The sequence below is a fragment of the Agrococcus citreus genome (assembly GCF_039527715.1).
Lineage (GTDB): Bacteria > Actinomycetota > Actinomycetes > Actinomycetales > Microbacteriaceae > Agrococcus > Agrococcus citreus.
On the sequence record NZ_BAAAKK010000005.1, the window covers coordinates 214465 to 233217 of the forward strand.

General features: G+C 72.4%; 17 protein-coding genes. 8 read left to right on the forward strand and 9 right to left on the reverse strand.

Annotation, left to right across the window (positions count from 1 at the left end):
- Positions 1 to 40: 40 nt before the first annotated feature.
- The 5 genes from paaZ to ABD106_RS09825 all read right to left on the reverse strand — a co-directional run bounded on the left by paaZ (position 41) and on the right by ABD106_RS09825 (position 5317).
- Entirely contained in the window at positions 41 to 2134 is a 2094-nt protein-coding gene (gene paaZ / locus ABD106_RS09805) for a phenylacetic acid degradation bifunctional protein PaaZ (RefSeq protein ID WP_343919853.1), read from the reverse strand.
- 43 nt (positions 2135 to 2177) lie between these two features.
- Complete coding sequence (locus ABD106_RS09810) at positions 2178 to 3059, reverse strand: 3-hydroxyacyl-CoA dehydrogenase family protein (RefSeq protein WP_343919855.1); 882 nt, start codon at positions 3057 to 3059, stop codon at positions 2178 to 2180.
- Positions 3060 to 3067: 8 nt separating this feature from the next.
- The gene (locus tag ABD106_RS09815; RefSeq protein ID WP_343919857.1) at positions 3068 to 3835 is read right to left on the reverse strand and encodes an enoyl-CoA hydratase/isomerase family protein; all 768 of its coding nucleotides are present in this window, start codon (positions 3833 to 3835) and stop codon (positions 3068 to 3070) included.
- Between the two features lie 19 nt (positions 3836 to 3854).
- On the reverse strand, positions 3855 to 5039 hold the full coding sequence (locus ABD106_RS09820) for a thiolase family protein (protein ID WP_343919859.1): 1185 nt from the start codon (positions 5037 to 5039) through the stop codon (positions 3855 to 3857).
- Between the two features lie 125 nt (positions 5040 to 5164).
- Positions 5165 to 5317, reverse strand: coding sequence for a hypothetical protein (locus ABD106_RS09825; RefSeq protein WP_343919861.1), 153 nt, complete (start codon positions 5315 to 5317; stop codon positions 5165 to 5167).
- Between the two features lie 129 nt (positions 5318 to 5446).
- Between ABD106_RS09825 and ABD106_RS09830 the strand changes: the two genes are divergently transcribed.
- The 7 genes from ABD106_RS09830 to lepB all read left to right on the forward strand — a co-directional run bounded on the left by ABD106_RS09830 (position 5447) and on the right by lepB (position 11955).
- The gene (locus ABD106_RS09830; protein ID WP_343919863.1) at positions 5447 to 5968 is read left to right on the forward strand and encodes a DinB family protein; all 522 of its coding nucleotides are present in this window, start codon (positions 5447 to 5449) and stop codon (positions 5966 to 5968) included.
- Positions 5969 to 6038: 70 nt separating this feature from the next.
- Positions 6039 to 6635, forward strand: a complete 597-nt coding sequence (locus ABD106_RS09835) for a hypothetical protein (protein ID WP_343919865.1) — start codon at positions 6039 to 6041, stop codon at positions 6633 to 6635.
- Between the two features lie 106 nt (positions 6636 to 6741).
- Complete coding sequence (locus tag ABD106_RS09840) at positions 6742 to 7695, forward strand: AfsR/SARP family transcriptional regulator (protein ID WP_343919867.1); 954 nt, start codon at positions 6742 to 6744, stop codon at positions 7693 to 7695.
- A gap of 98 nt (positions 7696 to 7793) precedes the next feature.
- On the forward strand, positions 7794 to 8483 hold the full coding sequence (locus ABD106_RS09845; protein ID WP_343919869.1) for a response regulator: 690 nt from the start codon (positions 7794 to 7796) through the stop codon (positions 8481 to 8483).
- 40 nt (positions 8484 to 8523) lie between these two features.
- Entirely contained in the window at positions 8524 to 9804 is a 1281-nt protein-coding gene (locus ABD106_RS09850; RefSeq protein ID WP_343919871.1) for a sensor histidine kinase, read from the forward strand.
- 61 nt (positions 9805 to 9865) lie between these two features.
- Positions 9866 to 11476 (forward strand): multicopper oxidase family protein, encoded by a 1611-nt coding sequence (locus ABD106_RS09855; protein WP_343919873.1) that lies wholly within the window; start codon positions 9866 to 9868, stop codon positions 11474 to 11476.
- Positions 11458 to 11955: a signal peptidase I gene (lepB, locus tag ABD106_RS09860; protein ID WP_343919875.1), complete on the forward strand. Its 498-nt coding sequence runs from the start codon at positions 11458 to 11460 to the stop codon at positions 11953 to 11955. The genes ABD106_RS09855 and lepB overlap by 19 nt, the downstream gene beginning before the upstream one ends.
- Before the next feature lie 39 nt (positions 11956 to 11994).
- Here the strand turns inward: lepB and ABD106_RS09865 are convergent, their stop codons facing one another.
- From ABD106_RS09865 to ku, 3 genes are all read right to left on the reverse strand, one after another.
- Positions 11995 to 13167: an acyl-CoA dehydrogenase family protein gene (locus tag ABD106_RS09865; RefSeq protein WP_343919877.1), complete on the reverse strand. Its 1173-nt coding sequence runs from the start codon at positions 13165 to 13167 to the stop codon at positions 11995 to 11997.
- A gap of 74 nt (positions 13168 to 13241) precedes the next feature.
- Complete coding sequence (locus ABD106_RS09870; protein WP_343919879.1) at positions 13242 to 15722, reverse strand: ATP-dependent DNA ligase; 2481 nt, start codon at positions 15720 to 15722, stop codon at positions 13242 to 13244.
- A gap of 1 nt (position 15723) precedes the next feature.
- Positions 15724 to 16809 carry a non-homologous end joining protein Ku gene (gene ku, locus ABD106_RS09875; RefSeq protein ID WP_343919881.1) on the reverse strand — a complete coding sequence of 362 codons (1086 nt, stop codon included), beginning with the start codon at positions 16807 to 16809 and terminating at the stop codon, positions 15724 to 15726.
- A gap of 105 nt (positions 16810 to 16914) precedes the next feature.
- Here ku and ABD106_RS09880 point away from each other — a divergent pair, with 105 nt between their 5' ends.
- Positions 16915 to 18057 (forward strand): carboxylate-amine ligase, encoded by a 1143-nt coding sequence (locus ABD106_RS09880; protein ID WP_343919883.1) that lies wholly within the window; start codon positions 16915 to 16917, stop codon positions 18055 to 18057.
- A gap of 25 nt (positions 18058 to 18082) precedes the next feature.
- On the opposite strand, the gene ABD106_RS09885 is transcribed toward ABD106_RS09880, so the two are convergent.
- Positions 18083 to 18739: a dienelactone hydrolase family protein gene (locus ABD106_RS09885; protein WP_343919884.1), complete on the reverse strand. Its 657-nt coding sequence runs from the start codon at positions 18737 to 18739 to the stop codon at positions 18083 to 18085.
- Positions 18740 to 18753: the final 14 nt, after the last annotated feature.

Genomic DNA, 18753 nt, shown 5'->3' on the forward strand with positions numbered 1-18753 from the left:
GGCTGGACCCCCGCCGTTCGTGCACCCGCGGCACGAGCCGCTACTGCTCCTTCGCGACGTACGTCAGCAGGTCGTACTGCGCGACGATCTCGTCGTCCTGGTTCGTGAGCACCGCATCCCACCGGACCTCGCCGTACGGGTCGGTCTCGCGCGGCGTGATCTGCTTCGCCGTGAGCGTGACCCGCAGCGAGTCGCCGGGGGAGACCGGCGTCACGAAGCGCAGGTTGTCGAGGCCCGTGTTCGCGAGCACGGGGCCCGGCGCCGGCTCGACGAAGAGCCCGGCCGCGAACGACAGCAGCAGGTAGCCGTGCGCGACGCGACCCGGGAAGAACGGGTTGGCCTCGGCGGCCTCCTGGTCCATGTGGGCGTAGAAGGTGTCGCCCGTGAACTCCGCGAAGTGCTCGATGTCGTCGAGCGAGATCTCGCGGCGCTCCGAGACGACCTGGTCGCCGATGCGCAGCTCGGCCAGCGACTTGCGGAACGGGTGCGGCGCATCCGTCGACGACGCGGCGCCCTGGTGCCAGACGCCCGTGAGGGCGGTGAGCATGGTCGGCGAGCCCTGGATGGCGGTGCGCTGCATGTGGTGGAGCACCGAGCGGATGCCGCCGAGCTCCTCGCCGCCGCCGGCTCGGCCGGGGCCGCCGTGCACGAGCATCGGCAGCGGCGAGCCGTGACCGGTGGATGCGCGCATGTCGTCGCGGTCGAGCAGCAGGATGCGGCCGTTGTGCGGCGCGATGCGCCGCGTGAGCTCGGCGACGAACACCGGGTCGTGGCTCGCGACCGAGGTGACGAGCGAGCCGCCGCCGCGCGCGACGATCTCGGCCGCCTGCTCGGGGCTGCCGTACTCGACCATCGACGCGACGGGGCCGAACGCCTCGACGCTGTTGAGCGCATCCGACTCGGCGTCGCGGAACGACAGCAGCGTGGGTGCGACGAACGCGCCCTCGAGCGCCTCGCCGATCGAGCCGTCGGCGAGCGTGACGGCAGCCGCGTCGCCGCCGACGACGATCTGGCCGCCGCCCTCGCGCAGCTTCATGAGCTGCTTCAGCACCTCGTCGCGCTGCTCGATGGAGGCGAGCGGGCCCATCGTGACGCCCTCGGCGCGCGGGTCGCCGACGACCACCTTCGCGGCGATGCGGTCGCGCACGGCGTTCGCCACCGCATCCGACATGCCGGTCGGCACGAGCGCGCGCCGGATCGCGGTGCACTTCTGCCCCGCCTTCGACGTCATCTCGCTCACGACGCCGCGCACGAACGCGTCGAACTCGGGCGTGCCCTCGGCGGCGTCCGGGCCGAGCACGGATGCGTTGATCGAGTCGGTCTCGACCGTGAAGCGCACGCCGCCGGTCTGCACGACGTCGTGGAGGCGCAGGCGCTCGGCGGTCGACGCGGAGCCGGTGAAGCTCACCGTGTCGCCGAGCCGCAGGTGGTCGAGCATGTCGCGCGCCGAGCCCGATACGAGCTGGATCGCGCCCGCGGGCAGCAGTCCCGACTCGGCGAGGATGCGCACCATGTGCTCGGCGACGTAGCCCGTGGGCGTCGCGGGCTTGATGAGCGTGGGCATGCCGGCGAGGAAGGCGGGGGCGAGCTTCTCGAGCGAGCCCCAGACGGGGAAGTTGAACGCGTTGATCTGCACCGCGACACCGGGGAGGGTCGTGCAGATGTGGCGGGCGAGGAACGAGCCGTCCTTCGAGAGCGTCTCGACCGGGCCGTCGAGGTACATCGTCGACTGCGGCAGCTCGCGGCGCCCCTTCGACGAGTAGGTGAAGAGCACGCCGATGCCGCCGTCGATGTCTACCCACGAGTCGTTCTTCGTCGCGCCCGTGCGGCTCGAGAGCTCGTACAGCTCCGCCTTGCGCTCGGTGAGCGCGAGCGCCATCTGCTTCAGCAGGATCGCGCGCTGGTGGAAGGTGAGCGGCGCGAGGCTGTGCTGCCCCACGGTGCGCGCGTGCTCGAGCGCCGCGGCGAGGTCGAGGCCGGTCGTCGAGACGCGCACAACCTCCTCGCCGGTGGAGGCGTCGCGCACGATGGTCGCGTCGGCGGCGGCCTCGTCGGTGGGCTGCCACCAGCCGTCCTGCACGTAGCTGGGCAGGAGTTTGGTCTGCGTCTGCGTCTGCGTCTGGGTGTGGGTCATCGTCGACTCGCTCTCTCGTCTGTCGGGTGCACTGGGGTGGACGTCACTCGGACGTCCAGTCGTAGAAGCCGCGGCCGCTCTTCTTGCCGAGACGGCCCTCGACCACCATCTGGCGCAGCAGCTCGGGCGGCCGGAACCGCTCCCCGAGCTCGCGGTGCAGCTGCTCGGCGATGCCGAGCCGCACGTCGAGCCCGACGATGTCGGTCGTGCGCAGCGGGCCGGTGGGGTGCTTGTAGCCGAGCTCCATCGCGAGGTCGATGTCGCCGGGGCTTGCGACGCCCTCCTCGACCATGCGGATCGCCTCGAGCCCGATCGCGACGCCGAGCCGGCTCGACGCGAAGCCGGGCGCATCGTGCACGGTCACGGGCGCCTTGCCGATCGCCTCGACCCACGCCCGGGCGCTGTTGGCGAGCGCCGGGTCGGTCGCGTCGCCGAGCACGATCTCGACGAGGGCGGATGCGGGCACCGGGTTGAAGAAGTGGAGCCCGAGGAAGCGGGCGGGGCGCGCGAGGTTCGCCGCGAGGGCGTCGATCGAGATCGACGACGTGTTGCTCGCGAGCGCCGCGCGGTCGGTGAGGACGGCTTCGACGCGGGCCAGCGCATCCGCCTTGAGCCCCGGAACCTCGGGCACGGCCTCGATCACGAGGTCGGCGTCGGCGAACGCGGCGACGTCGGTCGCGACGCGCAAGCGGCCGACGAGCTCGTCGATCGGCTCGGCCCAGCCGCGCGCGACGCTCTTCTCGAGGCTCGCGCGCACGCGCTCCTCGGCGGCCTCGGCCGACTCGTGGTCGCGCTCGACGACCACCACCTGGCTGCCGGCGAGCACGAACGCGTGCGCGATCCCTGCGCCCATGCGGCCGCCGCCGAGCACGCCGACGCGCTCCGGGGCGCCTGCGCCGACCACGGCATCCGTGTCGTCCTGCATCGCTGCGCTCATCGCTTCGCTCTCCCTGTGCCGTCTGCGGAGCGGCTGCGCCGCTCGAGGAACTCGGTCATGCGCCGGTGCTTCTCGGGGCTCTCGAAGAGCACCGCCTGCTCGGCGAGGTCGATCTCGGGGTGGGCGTCGCGCGGCGCGAGGAGCGCGCGCTTCGTCGCCTGCGTGGCTGCCGGGTCGAGCTTCGCGATGCGCTCTGCCATCGCGGTCGCCCGCTCGAGCGCCGCCTCGGGCTCGAGCACGGCCGAGACGAGGCCGGCGGCGAGCGCCTCCTGCGCGTCGAGCTGCCTGCCGGTGAGCAGCATCTCGTTCGCGAGCGCCTCGCCGACGATCTCCTTGAGCCGCCACGTCGCGCCGGCCGCGGCGATGATGCCGAGGCCCGTCTCGGGGTTGCCGATCTTGAGCGTCGGCGTGCCGATGCGGATGTCGGCGGCGTAGGCGAGCTCGGCCCCGCCGCCGAGCGCGTAGCCGTCGAGCACCGCGATGACCGGCATCGGCAGCGCGCGGATGCGCTGGAAGCAGCTGGTGTTGATGCCCGCGAGCGCGTCGGTCGCCCGCCGGTCGCGCAGCTGCGCGATGTCGGCGCCGGCGGCGAACGTGCCGCCCGAGCCCGTGGTGACGAGGGTGCGGCGCTCGACCTCGAGGCGCGCGCACAGCAGGTGGAGCGCGTCGACGAGCTCCTGGTCGATCGCGTTGCGCTTCTCGGGTCGGTCGAGCGTCGCGAGCACGAAGCTGCCGCGCTCCTCGATCCGCAGGCTCTCGCTCATCGCCCGTCCCGATTGCGGGTCACGCGCGCTCCAGCACGATCGCGCTGCCCTGGCCGACGCCGACGCACATCGTGGCGAGGCCGCGCTGCGCGTGCTCGCGCTCCATGCGGCCGAGCAGCGTCACGACGAGCCGAGCGCCGGACGATCCGAGCGGGTGCCCGAGCGCGATCGCGCCGCCGTCGGCGTTCACGATCTCGGGGTCGAGGCCGAGCCGGCGGATGGTCGCGAGCGACTGGGTCGCGAACGCCTCGTTGAGCTCGACGGCGCCGATGTCGCCGATCGACAGCCCGGCGCGCGCGAGCACCTTCTCGGTCGCGGGCACGGGGCCGAGGCCCATGACCTCGGGCGCCACGCCGGCGCTGCCGCCGCCGACGATGCGGGCGCGCGGGGTCAGCCCGAGGCGACGCACCGCATCCTCGCTCGCGACGACGATCGCCGACGCGCCGTCGTTGAGCGACGAGCTGTTGCCGGCGGTCACGACCGAGCCGCCGCCCACGACGGGCCGCAGGCTCGCGAGCTTCTCGAGCGTCGTGTCGCGCCGGGGGCCCTCGTCGACGGTGACCTCGGTGCCGCGCGTCTGCACGGCGACGATCTCATCGGCGAAGCGGCCGGCGTCGATCGCGGCGATCGCGCGCTGATGCGAGCGGAGCGCGAACGCGTCGGCGTCCTCGCGCGAGATGCCGTCGACGCGCGCGACCTCCTCGGCCGTCTCGGGCATCGAGAAGGTCGCCTTGTCGCGGGCGACGAGCTTCGGGTTGGCGAAGCGCCAGCCGATCGAGGTGTCGAAGGCCTCGCCGGGCTTCGCCCACGCCTTCTCGGGCTTCGCCTGCACCCATGGCGCGCGCGTCATCGACTCGACGCCGCCCGCGACGACGATGTCGGCGTCGCCGGAGCGGATCATCTGCGACGCCATCACGATGGCCGAGAGGCCGGATGCGCAGAGGCGGTTGACGGTGATGCCCGGCACCGAGTCGGGCAGGCCCGCGAGCAGCACGGCCATGCGCGCGACGTTGCGGTTGTCCTCGCCGGCCTGGTTCGCACCGCCGAGGATGACCTCGTCGATGAGCGCCGGATCGATGCCCGCGCGGGAGACGGCCTCGCCGAGCACGAGTGCTGCGAGGTCATCGGGACGGACGCTCGCGAGCGCTCCGCCGTAGCGACCGACGGGCGTGCGCGCGCCGCCGATGAGGAAGGCCTCGGGCATGGGACTCCTGACTGCGTCGTCAACGATGGCGAATTAGTGACCGATCGTTCAGGAATAGCGTATTGCCCCGCCGATGCCCTTGCAAGCGCGCTCATGCTGCGCGAGCGCGCAGCGAGGTCCGAGCGTCAACTGCGGCGGGCGGACCGCGCTGCGATCGAGCCCGCGACCCAGACGCCGAGCGCGACGACGAGGCCGAGCACGACGACGGTGCCGGTCGCGAGCGCGAGCGTCGCGAGTGCGAGCTCGGCGACCGTCCCGAGCATGGAGAACATCGACATGGGGGCTCCTCTCAGCCTGCCTCGACGCTATGGATCGCGGTCTCGGCGGCGCATCCTCCCGCCGTCGCGGGCCCGTCATCCTGCGGGATGATCCGTGCCGCGCGAGCGTCGTCGTGGCATGCTCTGGGCATGCCGATCGAGCCCGACACGAAGGACTGGACCTGGGTGCTCCGCAAGCGCTGCCCCGAGTGCGGCTTCGACCCCGCGACCGTCGACCAGAGCGACGTGAGTCGGCGCATCCGCGGCGCCGCTGCGGCCATGCACGCGCGCCTGCACGGCGAGGGCGTCGAGCAGCGCCCCGACGAGTCGACGTGGTCGCCGCTCGAGTACGCGGCGCACGTGCGCGATGTCTGCACCGTCATGCGCGCACGGCTCGACCAGATGCTCACCGAGGACGCCCCCGAGTTCGCGAACTGGGATCAGGATCAGGCTGCGATCGACGGCGACTACGCGAACCAGCCGTTCGAGCACGTCGCCGTCGAGCTCGACCTCGCGGCGGCCGAGCTCGCGAACGCGGCGGATGCGGTGCCGTCCGACGCGTGGGACCGCTCCGGCAGGCGCGGGGGCGGCTCCGTGTTCACGGTCGAGACGCTGCTGGTCTACGCGCTGCACGACCTCGAGCACCACGTGTGGGACGTTCGCCAGAGCTGACCGGATCCTCGGCTCGCAGCGCCGCGAGGGCGACAGGGTTTTCCCAAGGCTCGCCATCCAGGGTGACCGCATGGCCCTCTCAGCGCTCGAGCGCGAGCTTCCAGACGCCTCGCGGCATCCGGTGCGCGACGCCGCGACTCGACAGGCGCGTCCCACCCTGCTCGAGCGGCTCCGTCGCCCGCGGGTGCTGCTCGCCGTCGCCATCCTGGTGCTGATCGGCGTGGCGCTGGCCGTGCTCGCAGGCCTCACGGCCAGGAGCGGGCCGATCGCGCCGCTCGGCGCGTCCGCCGAGCTCCCCGGCGGTGTCGCGCGCGTCAACGGGGTCATCCCGCTCGAGCGCGACGGATGGCTCCCGACCGACGCGCCGGCCGTGCTCACCGAGCCCACGCCGGACGGTGCGCACCTGGTCCGCGTCGAGCTCGAGCTGACGGCGCTCGACGCCGACGGGATCGAGTTCACCGCCACGGACTACACGATCTTCGGACTGAGCACGGACCGGCTCCCCCCGGTCTGGGCGTCGCCGGAGGCGCACGCCGCTGGGCAGGGGGAGGTCGTGAGCGCGACGCTCGTGTTCGAGATCCCCAACAGGGCGATCGCGCTCACGCTCGAGGGTGAGCATGGCGGAAGGCTCGCGCTCGGCGTCGGGCACCACACCGCCGGTCGGTGAACCCCCAGCGTTGGGGGCCCGTGCCTCCTCTGTACTAGGGGCTGTCTCGCCCCGATGCGCGCCCTCAGGATGGGTCCACCTGAACCACCGCGACCCTGGGGGCACGATGCACGCGCAACCCGTCGACGAGCCCGCACAGCTGTCGGTCACCATCATCGGCCCGCTCGAGGTGCGCCGCGACGCCATGGTGCTGCACGCGCACGACCTGGGCGGCCCGAAGCCGCGCCAGATCCTGGAGATCCTGCTGCTTCGCCGGGGCGTGCCCGTCTCGAAGGACGTGCTGATCGATCTGCTGTGGGGCGACAAGGTGCCGAGGGAGGCTCGCGCGGCGCTCGAGAGCTACGTGAGCGTGCTGCGGAGGCACCTGCAGCCGGCGCTCGGCAGGTCGGGGCCGCTGCGCACGACCACGGGGGGCTACCTCATCGACGAGTCGGTCGTCGACCTCGACCTGGCACGCTTCGACGCCCTCCTGCACCGCGCGCAACGCGCCGAGGCGGCGATCGCCCATCCGCTCGTCGTGCAGGCGCTGTCCCTCGCGAACGGGCCGCTGCTCGGCGATGAGCTCCGGCCCGCGTGGGCTGACGAGGCGCGGCGTCGTCACGCCGACGCGGTCAGCGCCGCTCGCGTCCTCGCTGCCGAATCGGCCGCAGCCCTCGGTGCGAACGATGAGGCGATCCTGTGGGCGAACCAGGCGCTCCTCGACGATCCGCTGCATGAGGGAGCCTGGATGGCGCTCATCCTCGCGCTCGAACGGAGCCGTCAGTACGCCGAGGGGCTGCGGGCGTACGGCCGCTGCCGACTCGTGCTCGACCGCGAGCTGGGCTGCGAGCCGAGCCCCGCCCTGCGTGCGGCGCACACGCGACTCCTGCAGGCGACGGCCACGGGCCACGGGGAGCTGTCCCATGCGGTGTCGGCGCTCCTCGTGCTGCACGATCAGCTGGTGCGCGGCGCCCAGGCGGGCTTCGAGGAGGATCTCGCGGAGGCCCGCACGGATGACGCCGTCCGGCACGCGGGCGACGTGCTCGCATCGTTCCTCCGCCGCGCGATCCAGGTGGCATGACCGGGCATCCAAGAAGTCCTCACTCTTTCCTCAGTTCGCCCGGATCGGGCGGATACTGACCGCACTCGGAAGGCTCGGACGGGGCGGCAGGCGGGACGATGGGTGCACAGACCGACGGCGGCGCGATCGTCCGCGTGCTGATCGTCGACGACCACACCACCTTCGCGGAGCTGCTGACGGGCGCGCTCGAGCGGGAGCCCGACCTGGCGTGCGTCGGATCGGCGCGCGGTGTCGAGGCAGCGCTCGCGGCGTACGACGCACTCCGCCCGGATGTCGTGGTGATGGACCACCACTTGCCGGACGGCGATGGGCTTCGTGCTGCCGCCATGATCATCGCCGACGATCCGAGCGCGCGCATCGTCATGCTGACGGGTGACCCCCGCCCGGAAGCGCTCGAGGTCGCCGCCGAGATCGGCATCTGCGCCTACCTCCCGAAGGACGGCTCGCTCGCGACGCTGCTGGACTCGCTCCGGCACGCGCGCCCGGGCAGCATCGTGGTCCAGGCGTCGCTGCTGACGCACCGCGCGGACGGGGCCGCGGGGCTCGACCCTCGAGCGGCGGCCCTCACCCCGCGCGAGCTCAGCGTGCTGCGGCTGCTGGCGGTCGGCAGCGACGTGCGGACCAACGCGCGGGCGCTGCGGATCTCGGAGCACACGTGCCGCGGCCATGTGAAGTCGATCCTCGCCAAGCTCGGCGCGCACTCGCAGCTGGAGGCTGTGGTCATCGCTGCCGACCTCGGGCTGGTGGTCCCGGGCCGACGTGCGTGGGCCAGCGCCTCGAGTGTCTGAGCGGTCCGGAGCCGCCTCGAGGCTCGAGGAGCGATCCGCGGTGCGCTCGGCGGTGCTGCGGTTCCTGCTGATGGGTCTCGCTGCCCTGATCATCGTCGTGACGCCGGTGACCTTCTGGATCCTCGGGCAGGCCGAGCGCCACGCGCTCGACAACGCTCGGAGCAGCACGCAGCGCATCGCCGACCTGGCGATCGGCCCGCTCGTCACGGATCGATTCCTCGCGGGGGATCGTGCGGCGATCCAGGGCCTGGACGCGCGGCTCGGACCGTGGCTCGACGACGTGCCGGTGCTGCGGATCAGGATCTGGGACGCGGATGGGCGCGTGGTCTACTCCGACGCGGCCGAGCTGATCGGCCAGCAGCTCCCGCTGCCGGACCGGGCTCGGGATCTGTTCGCCGGAGGGGCCGGCAGCGCGACGATCGAGAGCGAGCGCGACCTGGAGGATGCGTTCGGCGCGGGTGCCGGTCAGCTGGTCGAGGTGACCGTGCGAGCGCAGTCGGCCTCCGGCGTGCCCCTCGTCGTCGAGGCGCACTACGACGAGGCGGACGTCCGCGCGGAGCAGGCGCTCGTGCTGGGCGACATGGCGCCTGCGCTCCTCCTCGCCCTCGCCGTGCTGCAGCTGGCGCAGCTGGTGCCGGCCGTGAGGCTCGCTCGACGCATCCAAGCCGACCAGGCGGCGCGCCGCGAGCTGCTGCAGCGTCTCGTCGACGTCTCCGACGTCGAGCGACGACGCATCGCTCGAGACCTCCACGACGACGTGATGCAGGATCTCTCCGGACTGTCGTATGCCCTCGAGGCCGAGGAGGTGCGGGCGACACCCCTGCAGGGGCCTCTGCTCGAGCATGCGGTCTCCATCCTGCAGGACAGCGTGCGCCGGTTGCGGGCGATGACCATCGAGCTCTACCCGCCGAGCCTCGAGCGGCTCGGCATGCCGGCGGCCCTCGAGCGGTTGGCGGAACCGCTGCGTGCAGGCGGGATCGACGTCTCCGTCGATGCCGCGCACGGCGACGATCCCGAGCGCGAGGCGGCCGCGACGCTCTACCGAGTCGCCCGCGAGGCGCTGAGCAACATCTCGAAGCATGCCGCGGCACGGGCCGTCGAGGTCTCGCTCCGCGACGACGGGGGCAGCGCCGTGCTCACGATCCGCGACGACGGTCTCGGCTTCGACGCCGACGGCGACCCGCCGATCGGTCACCTCGGCCTGCAGATCATGCGGGATGCGATCGAATCCGTCGGCGGCACCCTCGATGTCATGTCGCGGCCGGGCGCGGGCACGCTCGTCGAGGCCCGAGTGGCGAGCACCGGTCGCGGCGTTCTATAACAAGGTTATTCCAAGCAGCGGTCTGGATCCTCGGTCGTGCACCCGAGGCGAGGAGAGACCGATGGCTCTGACACGACGCCAGTTCCTGTTGGCCGGCGGAGTCGGTGTGCTCGGCGCAGCAGGCGCGCTGGCCATCCCGCTCGCGAACGTCGACGCGAAGTCCGCGAGCCGGCTGAGCACCGCCGACATGCCGCGGCCGTACCTGACCGCCCTCACGCGCGCGCCCATCCTGCAGCCGAACGCGACGGGGATCGACCCGGTGGACGGCCACCCGGTGCAGTACTACACGGTGACGCAGATGGCAGCGGTCGCGGCGATCCTGCCGCGCCTGCGGACGCCGATCCTCGGGTACAACGGCATCTTCCCCGGACCGACCATCAGCGTCGAGCGGGGCACCAAGGCCGTGCTGCGGGTGCGGAACCAGCTTCCCCTGCGGCACCCGTTCGGCGGCCACCTGCTGGCGACGTCGACGCACCTGCACGGCTCGGCCTCGCTGCCGCAGTTCGACGGCTACGCGAGCGACCTCACGAACCGGGGGTTCAAGAAGGACTACCAGTACCCCAACTACCAGCAGGCGAGGACCCTCTGGTACCACGACCACAGCGTCCACACCACGGCTCTGAACGTCTACGCAGGACTCGCCGCGCAGTACCACGTCCACGACCCGCAGGAGCGTCAGCTGCTGCCGCAGGGCGAGTTCGACGTGGCCCTCACGATCAACGACGCGATGTTCGCGGCCAACGGGAGCCTCGGCTACGACCACAACAGCCACTCCGGGCTGTGGGGCGATGTGATCCTGGTCAACGGGAAGCCGTGGCCCACGATGAAGGTGCAGCGGCGCGTCTACCGCTTCCGCATTCTCAACGCCAGCATCTCGCGCTCGCTGCGGCCGACGCTGAGCACCGGCGACCCGCTGATCGTGGTGGCGACGGACGGAGGCCTCATGCCGGTCGCGCGCAGCGTCTCGAGCTACCGGCATGCCAGCGCTGAGCGCTACGAGGTGCTGATCGACTTCCGCAAGTACACGAACGGTCAGCGCATCCTGCTGCGCAACCTCTCGAACGACAACAACGTCGCCTACGCCAACACCGACAAGATCATGGCGTTCGACGTCGTCGACACACCGGTGAACACCGGCGATCCGACCTGGAACACGATCCCCACGGTGCTGGCGGGCAGCGAGATCATGTCGCTGACCACAGCGCAGTCCACCAAGACGAGGAGGTTCCGGGTCAAGCGGAACGACCGGACCAACCTGTGGACGATCGGCGAGGACACGTGGCAGGACGTCGTGGCGAGCGGATTCCGCAAGGTGGTCGCCGACCCGGGTCTCAATGCCGTCGAGATCTGGGAGTTCGAGAACAGCTCTGACGGCTGGTTCCATCCCATCCACATGCACTTGGTCGACTTCCAGGTCCTCAGCCGCAACGGCCAAGCGCCGTTCCCGTACGAGCTCGGACCGAAGGACACCGTCTACGTCGGCGAGCGCGAGATCGTGCGGGTGCTCGTGAAGTTCGGCCCGCACCGCGGGAAGTACATCATGCACTGCCACAACCTGCCGCACGAGGACCACGACATGATGGTGCAGTTCAGCGTCGGGCTGGCCGACGGCGAGGTCGACGCGAACGATCCGATCACGGCAGCGCCGGCCTCGTGGGACGACGGCAGCTGACGACTTCGACCCCCGTCGGCATCGCCGTGGCGGTGCTGCTGGGGGTCGCCGCCGTGCTGGGCCTGCGCCTGTGGGTCGTCGAGCCCCTCACGGTCGCCTCCGACAGCATGGCGCCGACGGTGGCGCAGGGCAGCACGGTGCTGGTCGGCCGGTGGCAGCAGGCAGCGGGCAGCCCCGATGCCGGGCAGCTGGTCGTCCTCCGCGACCCGGTGGACGGTCGCAGCATGCTCAAGCGCGTGGTCGCCGTCGCCGGGCAGACCCTCGCCATCCGGGACGGCGTCCTGTACGTCGACGAGGTCGCGGTCGCGGAGCCGTACGTCGACCCCCGACACGTCGACGGGACGTTCTTCGGGCTGATGCGCGTGCCTGCCGGCCATGTCTTCGTCCTCGGTGACAACCGAGCGGTGTCGATCGATTCCCGCGACTTCGGTGCCGTGCCCGTCGAGGAGCTCACCGGGCTCGTGCTCTGGGCAGGGTGAGGCGGCCGCGAGTCGGGAGCGGCTCGACCGGCGGGTGGCTCAGCCGCGGAACGCCGAGATGCCCGTGAGCGCCTGCCCGATCACGAGCGTGTGCACCTCGTCGGTGCCCTCGTAGGTGCGCACGCTCTCGAGGTTCGCGGCATGCCGCATGGGCGAGAGGTCGAGCGTGATGCCGTTGCCGCCGAGCAGCGCGCGAGCCTCGCGGCAGATGTCGATCGCCGCCCGGCACGAGGCGAGCTTGCCCATCGAGATCTCGTGCGGGCGCAGCAGCTCTGCGTCCTTCCGGCGGCCGAGGTGCAGCGCGAGCAGCTGCGCCTGCTGCAGCGAGAGCACCATCTCGGCGAGCCGCGCCTGCGTCAGCTGCATGCCCGCGAGCGGTCGGCCGAACACCTCGCGCTCGCCCACGTAGGCGAGCGTCGTCTCGAGCGCGTCGCGGGCGGCGCCGAGCGCGCCCCACGCGATGCCGAACCGGGCCTCGCCCAGGCACTCGAACGGCGCCCGCAGGCCGCGCGCATCCGGCAGCCGCATCGACTCCGGCACGCGCACGCCGTCGAGCGCGATGTCGCACTGGATCGATGCCCGCATCGAGAGCTTCGGCGCGATCGGCGTGGCCGTGAAGCCGGGCGTCGGGCGGCCCTGCGTCGACGTCTCGACGAGGAACCCGCGCACGCCGTCGTCGGTCTGCGCCCACACGACCGCGACGTCGGCGATCGACGCGAGGCCGATCCACCGCTTCTCGCCGTCGAGGATCCAGTCGTCGCCGTCGCGGCGCGCGAACGTGCGCATCGCGCCCGGGTCGCTGCCGGCATCCGGCTCGGTGAGGGCGAAGCAGCCGATCGCCTCGCCGGCGGCCATGCGAGGCAGCCACGCGGACTGCTGCTCCTCGGAGCCGTGCTTCGCGATTGCGGTCATCGCGAGCGAGCCCTGCACCGACACGAAGGTGCGGATGCCGCTGTCGCCGGCCTCGAGCTCCTGCATGGCGATGCCGTACTCGACGGCGCTGCGGCCGGCACAGCCGTAGCCGGTCAGGTGCATGCCGAGGAGGCCCTCGGCGGCGAGCGCGGGGACGAGCTCCCGCGGGAAGACGGCGCGCTCGAACCAGTCGGCGATCTGCGGGCGGATCTCGCGGTCGACGAGCGCCCGCACGCGAGACTGCACGGCGCGCTCCTCGTCGGTGAGGAGCGAGGCGAGGTCGAGGAGGTCGGTGGTCATGAGGAGGAGTCTGCCAGCGGGGCGGGGGTCTCGATGCGCGGCCGACTGCGCCGGCTGCTGCTCGACCGGCGTCGTCAGGACGGGTTCAGGTCGGCGAGCGCCTTGTCGGCGCGCAAGCCGCGCCAGACCGGGTGGCGGAGGGCGCCCGAGGCGGTCTGCTCCGTGTGCTCGACCTCGCCGACGGCCGCCCGCACCCAGCGCACCTTCTTCGCGACGTCGTTCGGCAGCCCCTCGATCGCGGGCGCCGTGCGCCGCGGCCGCAGCTGATCCCGCAGCCGGTCGCGCTCGGCCGCCGAGAAGCCCGAGCCCACCCGGCCGGCGTAGCGCATCCGCCCGTCGTCGCCCGGCCGGGCGAGCACGAGCGAGCCGACCGTGCCGGCGAGCGAGCCGTTGCCCTCGAGCCACCCGACCACCGCGACCTCCTGCACCTCGAGGTGCTTGAGCTTGCGCCAGTCGTCGCTGCGCTTGCCGGGCCGGTAGCGGCTGTCGTGCCGCTTCGCCATCACGCCCTCGAGCCCGCGCTCGGCGGTCACCTCGAGGATCCGCTCGAGCGAGCCCCGCAGCGGCTTCGAGATCTTCACGCGCGCGCTCTCGTGCACGAGCTCGTCGAGCCGCGACTGCCGGTCGTCGAGCCGTTCGTTGACGAGCCGCTCGCCATCCTGCTCGAGCAGGTCGAAGAGCATGATCGTCGCCGGCGTCGCCTTCGCGGCCCGGGCGGCGGGCCGCCCGCTCAGCCCGCCGCGATCCTGCAGCGCCTCGAAGTCGGCCGCCCCGCGCTTGAGCATCACGATCTCGCCGTCGAGCACCGCATCCGCATCGACCGCCTTCGGCACCGCCTCGACGAGCTCGGGGAACGCGCCCGACAGGTCGCGCCCGTTGCGGCTCAGCAGCCGCACGGTCGTGCCGACGCGCTCGACGATCACGCGCCATCCGTCCCACTTCACCTCGAACGACCACTCGCGGTCGTCGTCGATCTCGGATGCGTCGCCGAGCGTCGCGAGCATCGGCCGCAGGTCGGTGGGGCGGTCGCCCTTCGCGCGCGGGGCGGGGGCGTTCGGCGCGCTGAGCCTGCGTCCGAGCTTCCGTCGCGGAGCGGCCGGCACCGACTCGGCCTCGTCGCCGGCCTCGCCCTTCGCCTGCCGCGCCAGCTCGGCCTTCGACGGGGCGTAGCCCTTGAGCCGCGCGTCGCGCTCCGCGTCCTGCTCCTTCATGCGGTGCACGAGCCACTGCCGCTTGTCGGCGTCGGTGCGGATGAGCGCGAACCGGTAGGGATCGCCGCCGAGCCCGCCGTCGGGCCGCCCGTGCAGCGTCGCGATCACCTCGTCGTCGCGCCACTTCTCGAGCTCGTAGCTGCCCGCATCCCAGATCTGCACGGTGCCCGCGCCGTACTCGCCCTTCGGGATCGTGCCCTCGAACGAGCCGTACTCGAGCGGGTGGTCCTCGGTCTGCACGCCGAGCCGGTTCTGCTTCGGCGTCGACGGCAGCCCCTTGGGCACGGCCCACGAGACGAGCACGCCGTCGTGCTCGAGCCGGAAGTCGTAGTGCAGCCGGCTCGCCTGGTGCTTCTGGATCACGAACGAGCGGCCGTCCGTCGAGGTCGGCGGGTCGGCGGGCACGGGCTCGGGCGTGCGGTGCGCCGAGCGCATGCCGCGGTACTTCGCGAGCCGGTCGGGCGGCGGGTCGAGCGAGGCGATGAGGTCGCCGTCGCGCTCGAGCCGCTCGAGCACCTCGAGGTGCTCGAGCTGCTGCAGCCCGCCCGCCTCGACCTCCTCCCACGTGCGGGGAGCGGCGACGGTCGGGCGCAGCCGGCCGCGCAGCGAGTAGGGCGCGATCGTCGTCTTCGAGCCGGAGTTCTGGCTCCAGTCGAGCAGCACCTTGTTCGTGCGCAGCGCCTTCTTCATGTCGCTCACGATGAGCTCGGGATGCATCGCCTCGAGCGACCGGGCGAGCGTGTGCGCGACCTCGCTCGCCTGCTCGCTCGTGACGGTGCCGTCGAGTCGCGCGTAGAGGTGGATGCCCTTCGACCCGCTCGTGAGCGGCACCGGGTGCAGCCCGATGTCCTCGAGCAGCTCGCGCACCGAGAGCGCGACCTGCGCGCAGTCGTCGAGATCGGCGCCGGGCCCGGGGTCGAGATCGAGCACCAGGCGGTCGGGGTTCTGGCGCTCGCCGTCGAGCATCCGCCACTGCGGCACGTGCAGCTCGAGCGCGCCCATCTGCGCCATCCACGCGAGCACCGCGGGCTCGGTCAGCACCGGGTACTGCTTCGGCCCGGTCGAGTGCTGCAGCTCAACCGTCCGCACCCAATCGGGGGCACCCTTCTCGAGCGTCTTCTGGAAGAACACCTGCCCCGGCTTCTGCTCCGTGCCGACGCCCTCGGTCCAGCGCTTGCGCGTCACGGGCCGGCCGCCCGCGTGGGCGATCAGGGGCTCGGATGCGCGCAGCACGTACTCGAGCACGTCACGCTTCGTCGTCCCGGTCGACGGGTACAGCACCTTGTCGGGGTTCGAGAAGCGCAGGGACCGCCCGCCGACGACGATCCGGTCGGCCGCCGCCACCTCAGGCGGACTTCCGCTTGCTCGCGGCGGTCGACTTCGCGGCGGGCTTCTTCGCGGTCGACGTCGCCGACGTCGACTTGGCCGCGGGCTTCTTCGCCGCGGGCTTCTTGGCAGCGGTCGACGTCGCGCCCGACTTCGCCGCCGGCTTCTTCGCCGTGCGCGTCTTCGTCGCGGTCGACTCCTCGTCCGACGCGGCCTTCGACGACGCCGCCTTCGACGATCCAGCCTTCGACGCCCGGCCGCGCGTCGAGCCGGACGACCCCTCTTCGTCGTCCGTCGCATCCGCATCGCTCGAGGCACTCGAGCCCTTGCGCTTCTCGACGCTGCGCTGCAGCGCCTCGAGCAGGTCGATCACCTCGGCGCCCTCGTCGTCGTCGGTCTCGCCGAACGTCGCGGCGGTGTCGAGCGCCTCGCCCTGGTCGAGCTTCGCCTCGACGAGGGTGCGCAGCTGCTCCTGGTACTCGTCGACGTACTGCTCGGGCTCGAAGTCGGCCTCGAGGTCGCGCACGATCGAGCGCGCGAGGTCCATCTCGCGCTTGCCGACGGTGACGTCGTCGTCGAGCGACGCGAACTCCGCCGCTCGCACCTCGTCGGACCAGCGGATCGTCTGCACGAGCAGCACGTCGTCGCGCACCCGCATGGTCGCGAGCCGCGTGCGCTGCCGCAGCGAGATGCGCACGACCGCGGTGCGCTCGGTCTCCTCGAGCACGCGCCGCAGCAGCACGTACGCCTTCGGGCTCTTCGAGTCGGGCTCGAGGTAGTAGCTGCGCTCGAAGAGGATCGGGTCGATCTGCTCGTTCGGCACGAACTCGAGCACCTCGATCTCGCGGCTGCGCTCCGCGGGCAGCGCGTCGAGGTCGTCGCCGGTGAGCACGACCGTCTGCTCGCCGTCGTCGTACGCCTTGTCGATGTGCGAGTACTCGACCTTCTTGCCGCACACCTCGCACTTGCGCTCGTACCGGATGCGTCCGCCGTCGGCGTCGTGCACCTGGTGCAGCTGCAGGTCGTGCTCCTCGGTGGCCGAGTAGAGCTTGACGGGCACGTTGACGAGCCCGAATGTGATGGAGCCCTTCCAGATGGCGCGCATGAGCACACTTTCCCTGATCGACCTGGACTCCACCAGTGCCCTCGACTGTGAGTCCACGGGCCGCCGACCCTGGTGGGTTCCAGGTTCGTCGAGCACAATCCGGCCATGACGCTCGAGCAGCCGGTCCGCCGCGCACCGCGCACGTTCGGCATCGAGGAGGAGGTCATCCTGCTCGAGCCGGGCTCGCTCGTGCCGGTCGACGTCGCCGACGAGGTGATCGCCGAGCTCGTCGAGCTCGAGTCCGGGATGCACTGGATCACGCACGAGTTCCTGCGCGCGCAGATCGAGTTCTCGTCGCCCGTGCTCGCCGATGCGGATGCGGCCGACCGGGTCGTGGGCGAGTTCCGTCGCGCGGTCGCCGGTGCCGTCGCGCGCCGCGGGCTCATCGCCGCGAGCACCGGCACCGCATTCGGCGCGGGCCGCTCCGCGACCGCGGCAGGGGAGCGGTACGCGCGCTTCGTGCAGGAGCTCGGCGCGATCCACCCGGACCACCGCATCCAGGGGCTGCACGTGCATGTCGCGGTGGCCTCGCGCGAGGAGGGGGTCAAAGTCATGCGCGCGCTGCGGCCGTGGCTCGCGCCGCTCCTCGCGCTCACCGCGAACTCGCCGTGCTTCGGTGCCGCCGACACGGGCTTCGCGAGCTGGCGGACGATCGTCGGGCGCCGCTTCACGACCGCGTCGGTGCCGCCGGAGTTCGCCGACGCCGCCGACTACGAGCGGCGCGTGCGCGCGCTCATCGGGCTGGGCGCGACGCTCGACGCGAGCTCGGTGTTCTGGATGATGCGGCTCGCGGAGCGCTACCCGACGGTCGAGCTGCGGGTGTTCGACGCCCAGCTGAGCGCCGAGGAGTCGGTCGGCGTCGCGCTGCTGACGCGAGCGCTCGTCGAGTCGGCGGCCGCGGGCGACCTGCCGCACGCCGATGCGGCCGCGCACGCCGAGCACCTCGACGCCGCGGTCTGGCACGCCGCGCGGCACGGGCTCGACGACGTGCTCGTCGACCCGGTCACGGCGTCCATCGCTCCCGCCCGCCACGTGATCGGGCGGCTGCTCGAGGCGGCTGGCCCGGCGCTCGACGCGGCGGGCGACCGCGAGCGGGTCGAAGCGCTCATCGAGCGGCTGCGCACCGAGGGCAACGGCGCGGCGCGGCAGCGCGCGGCGCTCGCGGAGGGCGTGCCGGCCCTCGAGCGGCTGCTGCGCTCGACGTTCGCGGCCGCGCCGAGCACCCCCGCCACTCCGCTCGTCGAGTAGGACCGCGGGCCCGGAGCGAGACGCGCTACTCGACGCGCTGCAGGTGCTCCCGCAGGAACGCGAGCGTCGTCTCCCACGCCGCCGCAGACGCATCCGCGTGGAACCGCTGCTCGATCTGCGCGTTCTGGAACCCGTGCACGGCGCCCTCGTGGTGCAGCAGCTCGACGCCGTCGAAGCCCTCGCCCGCGAGCCGCGACTGCAGCGCCTCGGGCGACTCGACGCCGCTCCAGTCGTCGGTCTCGGCGAGCTGGAAGAGGATCGGCACCCGGGGCGTCACGCCGCCGCGCGCCGAGCCGTAGTAGGCGACGACGGCGTCGAGCGAGCCCTGCGCCGCGTAGGCGAGCGCGATCGACGCGCCCATCGAGAAGCCGACGACCGCGGCGTGCGCGCTGCCGAGCGCGCGCGCCTCGCCGATCGCTTCGCTCACGAGGTGCAGCGCTCCCGGCAGGTCGGCGAGGCGCTCCCGCAGCAGCGCGCCGGCCTCGGCGTCGCCCGTCGCGGTGCGCCCGTCGAAGAAGTCGGGCACCGCGACCCGGAAGCCCTCGGCGGCCAGCCGAGCGGCGAACTCGTCGATCCACGGCAGCCGGCCGTTCCAGTCGTGGGCGAGCACCACGATCGGGTCGCCCTCCTGCCCGTGCCAGGCGGTCGCCGCCGCGTCGGCGGATGCGCTCGTGTCGCTCATGGTGCTCCCTCGCT

Coding starts and splice junctions, on each gene's coding strand:
- paaZ (WP_343919853.1), bottom strand. CDS start 2,134: ATGACCCACACCCAGACGCAGACGCAGACGCAGACCAAACTCCTGCCC.
- ABD106_RS09810 (WP_343919855.1), bottom strand. CDS start 3,059: ATGCAGGACGACACGGATGCCGTGGTCGGCGCAGGCGCCCCGGAGCGC.
- ABD106_RS09815 (WP_343919857.1), bottom strand. CDS start 3,835: ATGAGCGAGAGCCTGCGGATCGAGGAGCGCGGCAGCTTCGTGCTCGCG.
- ABD106_RS09820 (WP_343919859.1), bottom strand. CDS start 5,039: ATGCCCGAGGCCTTCCTCATCGGCGGCGCGCGCACGCCCGTCGGTCGC.
- ABD106_RS09825 (WP_343919861.1), bottom strand. CDS start 5,317: ATGTCGATGTTCTCCATGCTCGGGACGGTCGCCGAGCTCGCACTCGCG.
- ABD106_RS09830 (WP_343919863.1), top strand. CDS start 5,447: ATGCCGATCGAGCCCGACACGAAGGACTGGACCTGGGTGCTCCGCAAG.
- ABD106_RS09835 (WP_343919865.1), top strand. CDS start 6,039: ATGGCCCTCTCAGCGCTCGAGCGCGAGCTTCCAGACGCCTCGCGGCAT.
- ABD106_RS09840 (WP_343919867.1), top strand. CDS start 6,742: ATGCACGCGCAACCCGTCGACGAGCCCGCACAGCTGTCGGTCACCATC.
- ABD106_RS09845 (WP_343919869.1), top strand. CDS start 7,794: ATGGGTGCACAGACCGACGGCGGCGCGATCGTCCGCGTGCTGATCGTC.
- ABD106_RS09855 (WP_343919873.1), top strand. CDS start 9,866: ATGGCTCTGACACGACGCCAGTTCCTGTTGGCCGGCGGAGTCGGTGTG.
- ABD106_RS09865 (WP_343919877.1), bottom strand. CDS start 13,167: ATGACCACCGACCTCCTCGACCTCGCCTCGCTCCTCACCGACGAGGAG.
- ku (WP_343919881.1), bottom strand. CDS start 16,809: ATGCGCGCCATCTGGAAGGGCTCCATCACATTCGGGCTCGTCAACGTG.
- ABD106_RS09880 (WP_343919883.1), top strand. CDS start 16,915: ATGACGCTCGAGCAGCCGGTCCGCCGCGCACCGCGCACGTTCGGCATC.
- ABD106_RS09885 (WP_343919884.1), bottom strand. CDS start 18,739: ATGAGCGACACGAGCGCATCCGCCGACGCGGCGGCGACCGCCTGGCAC.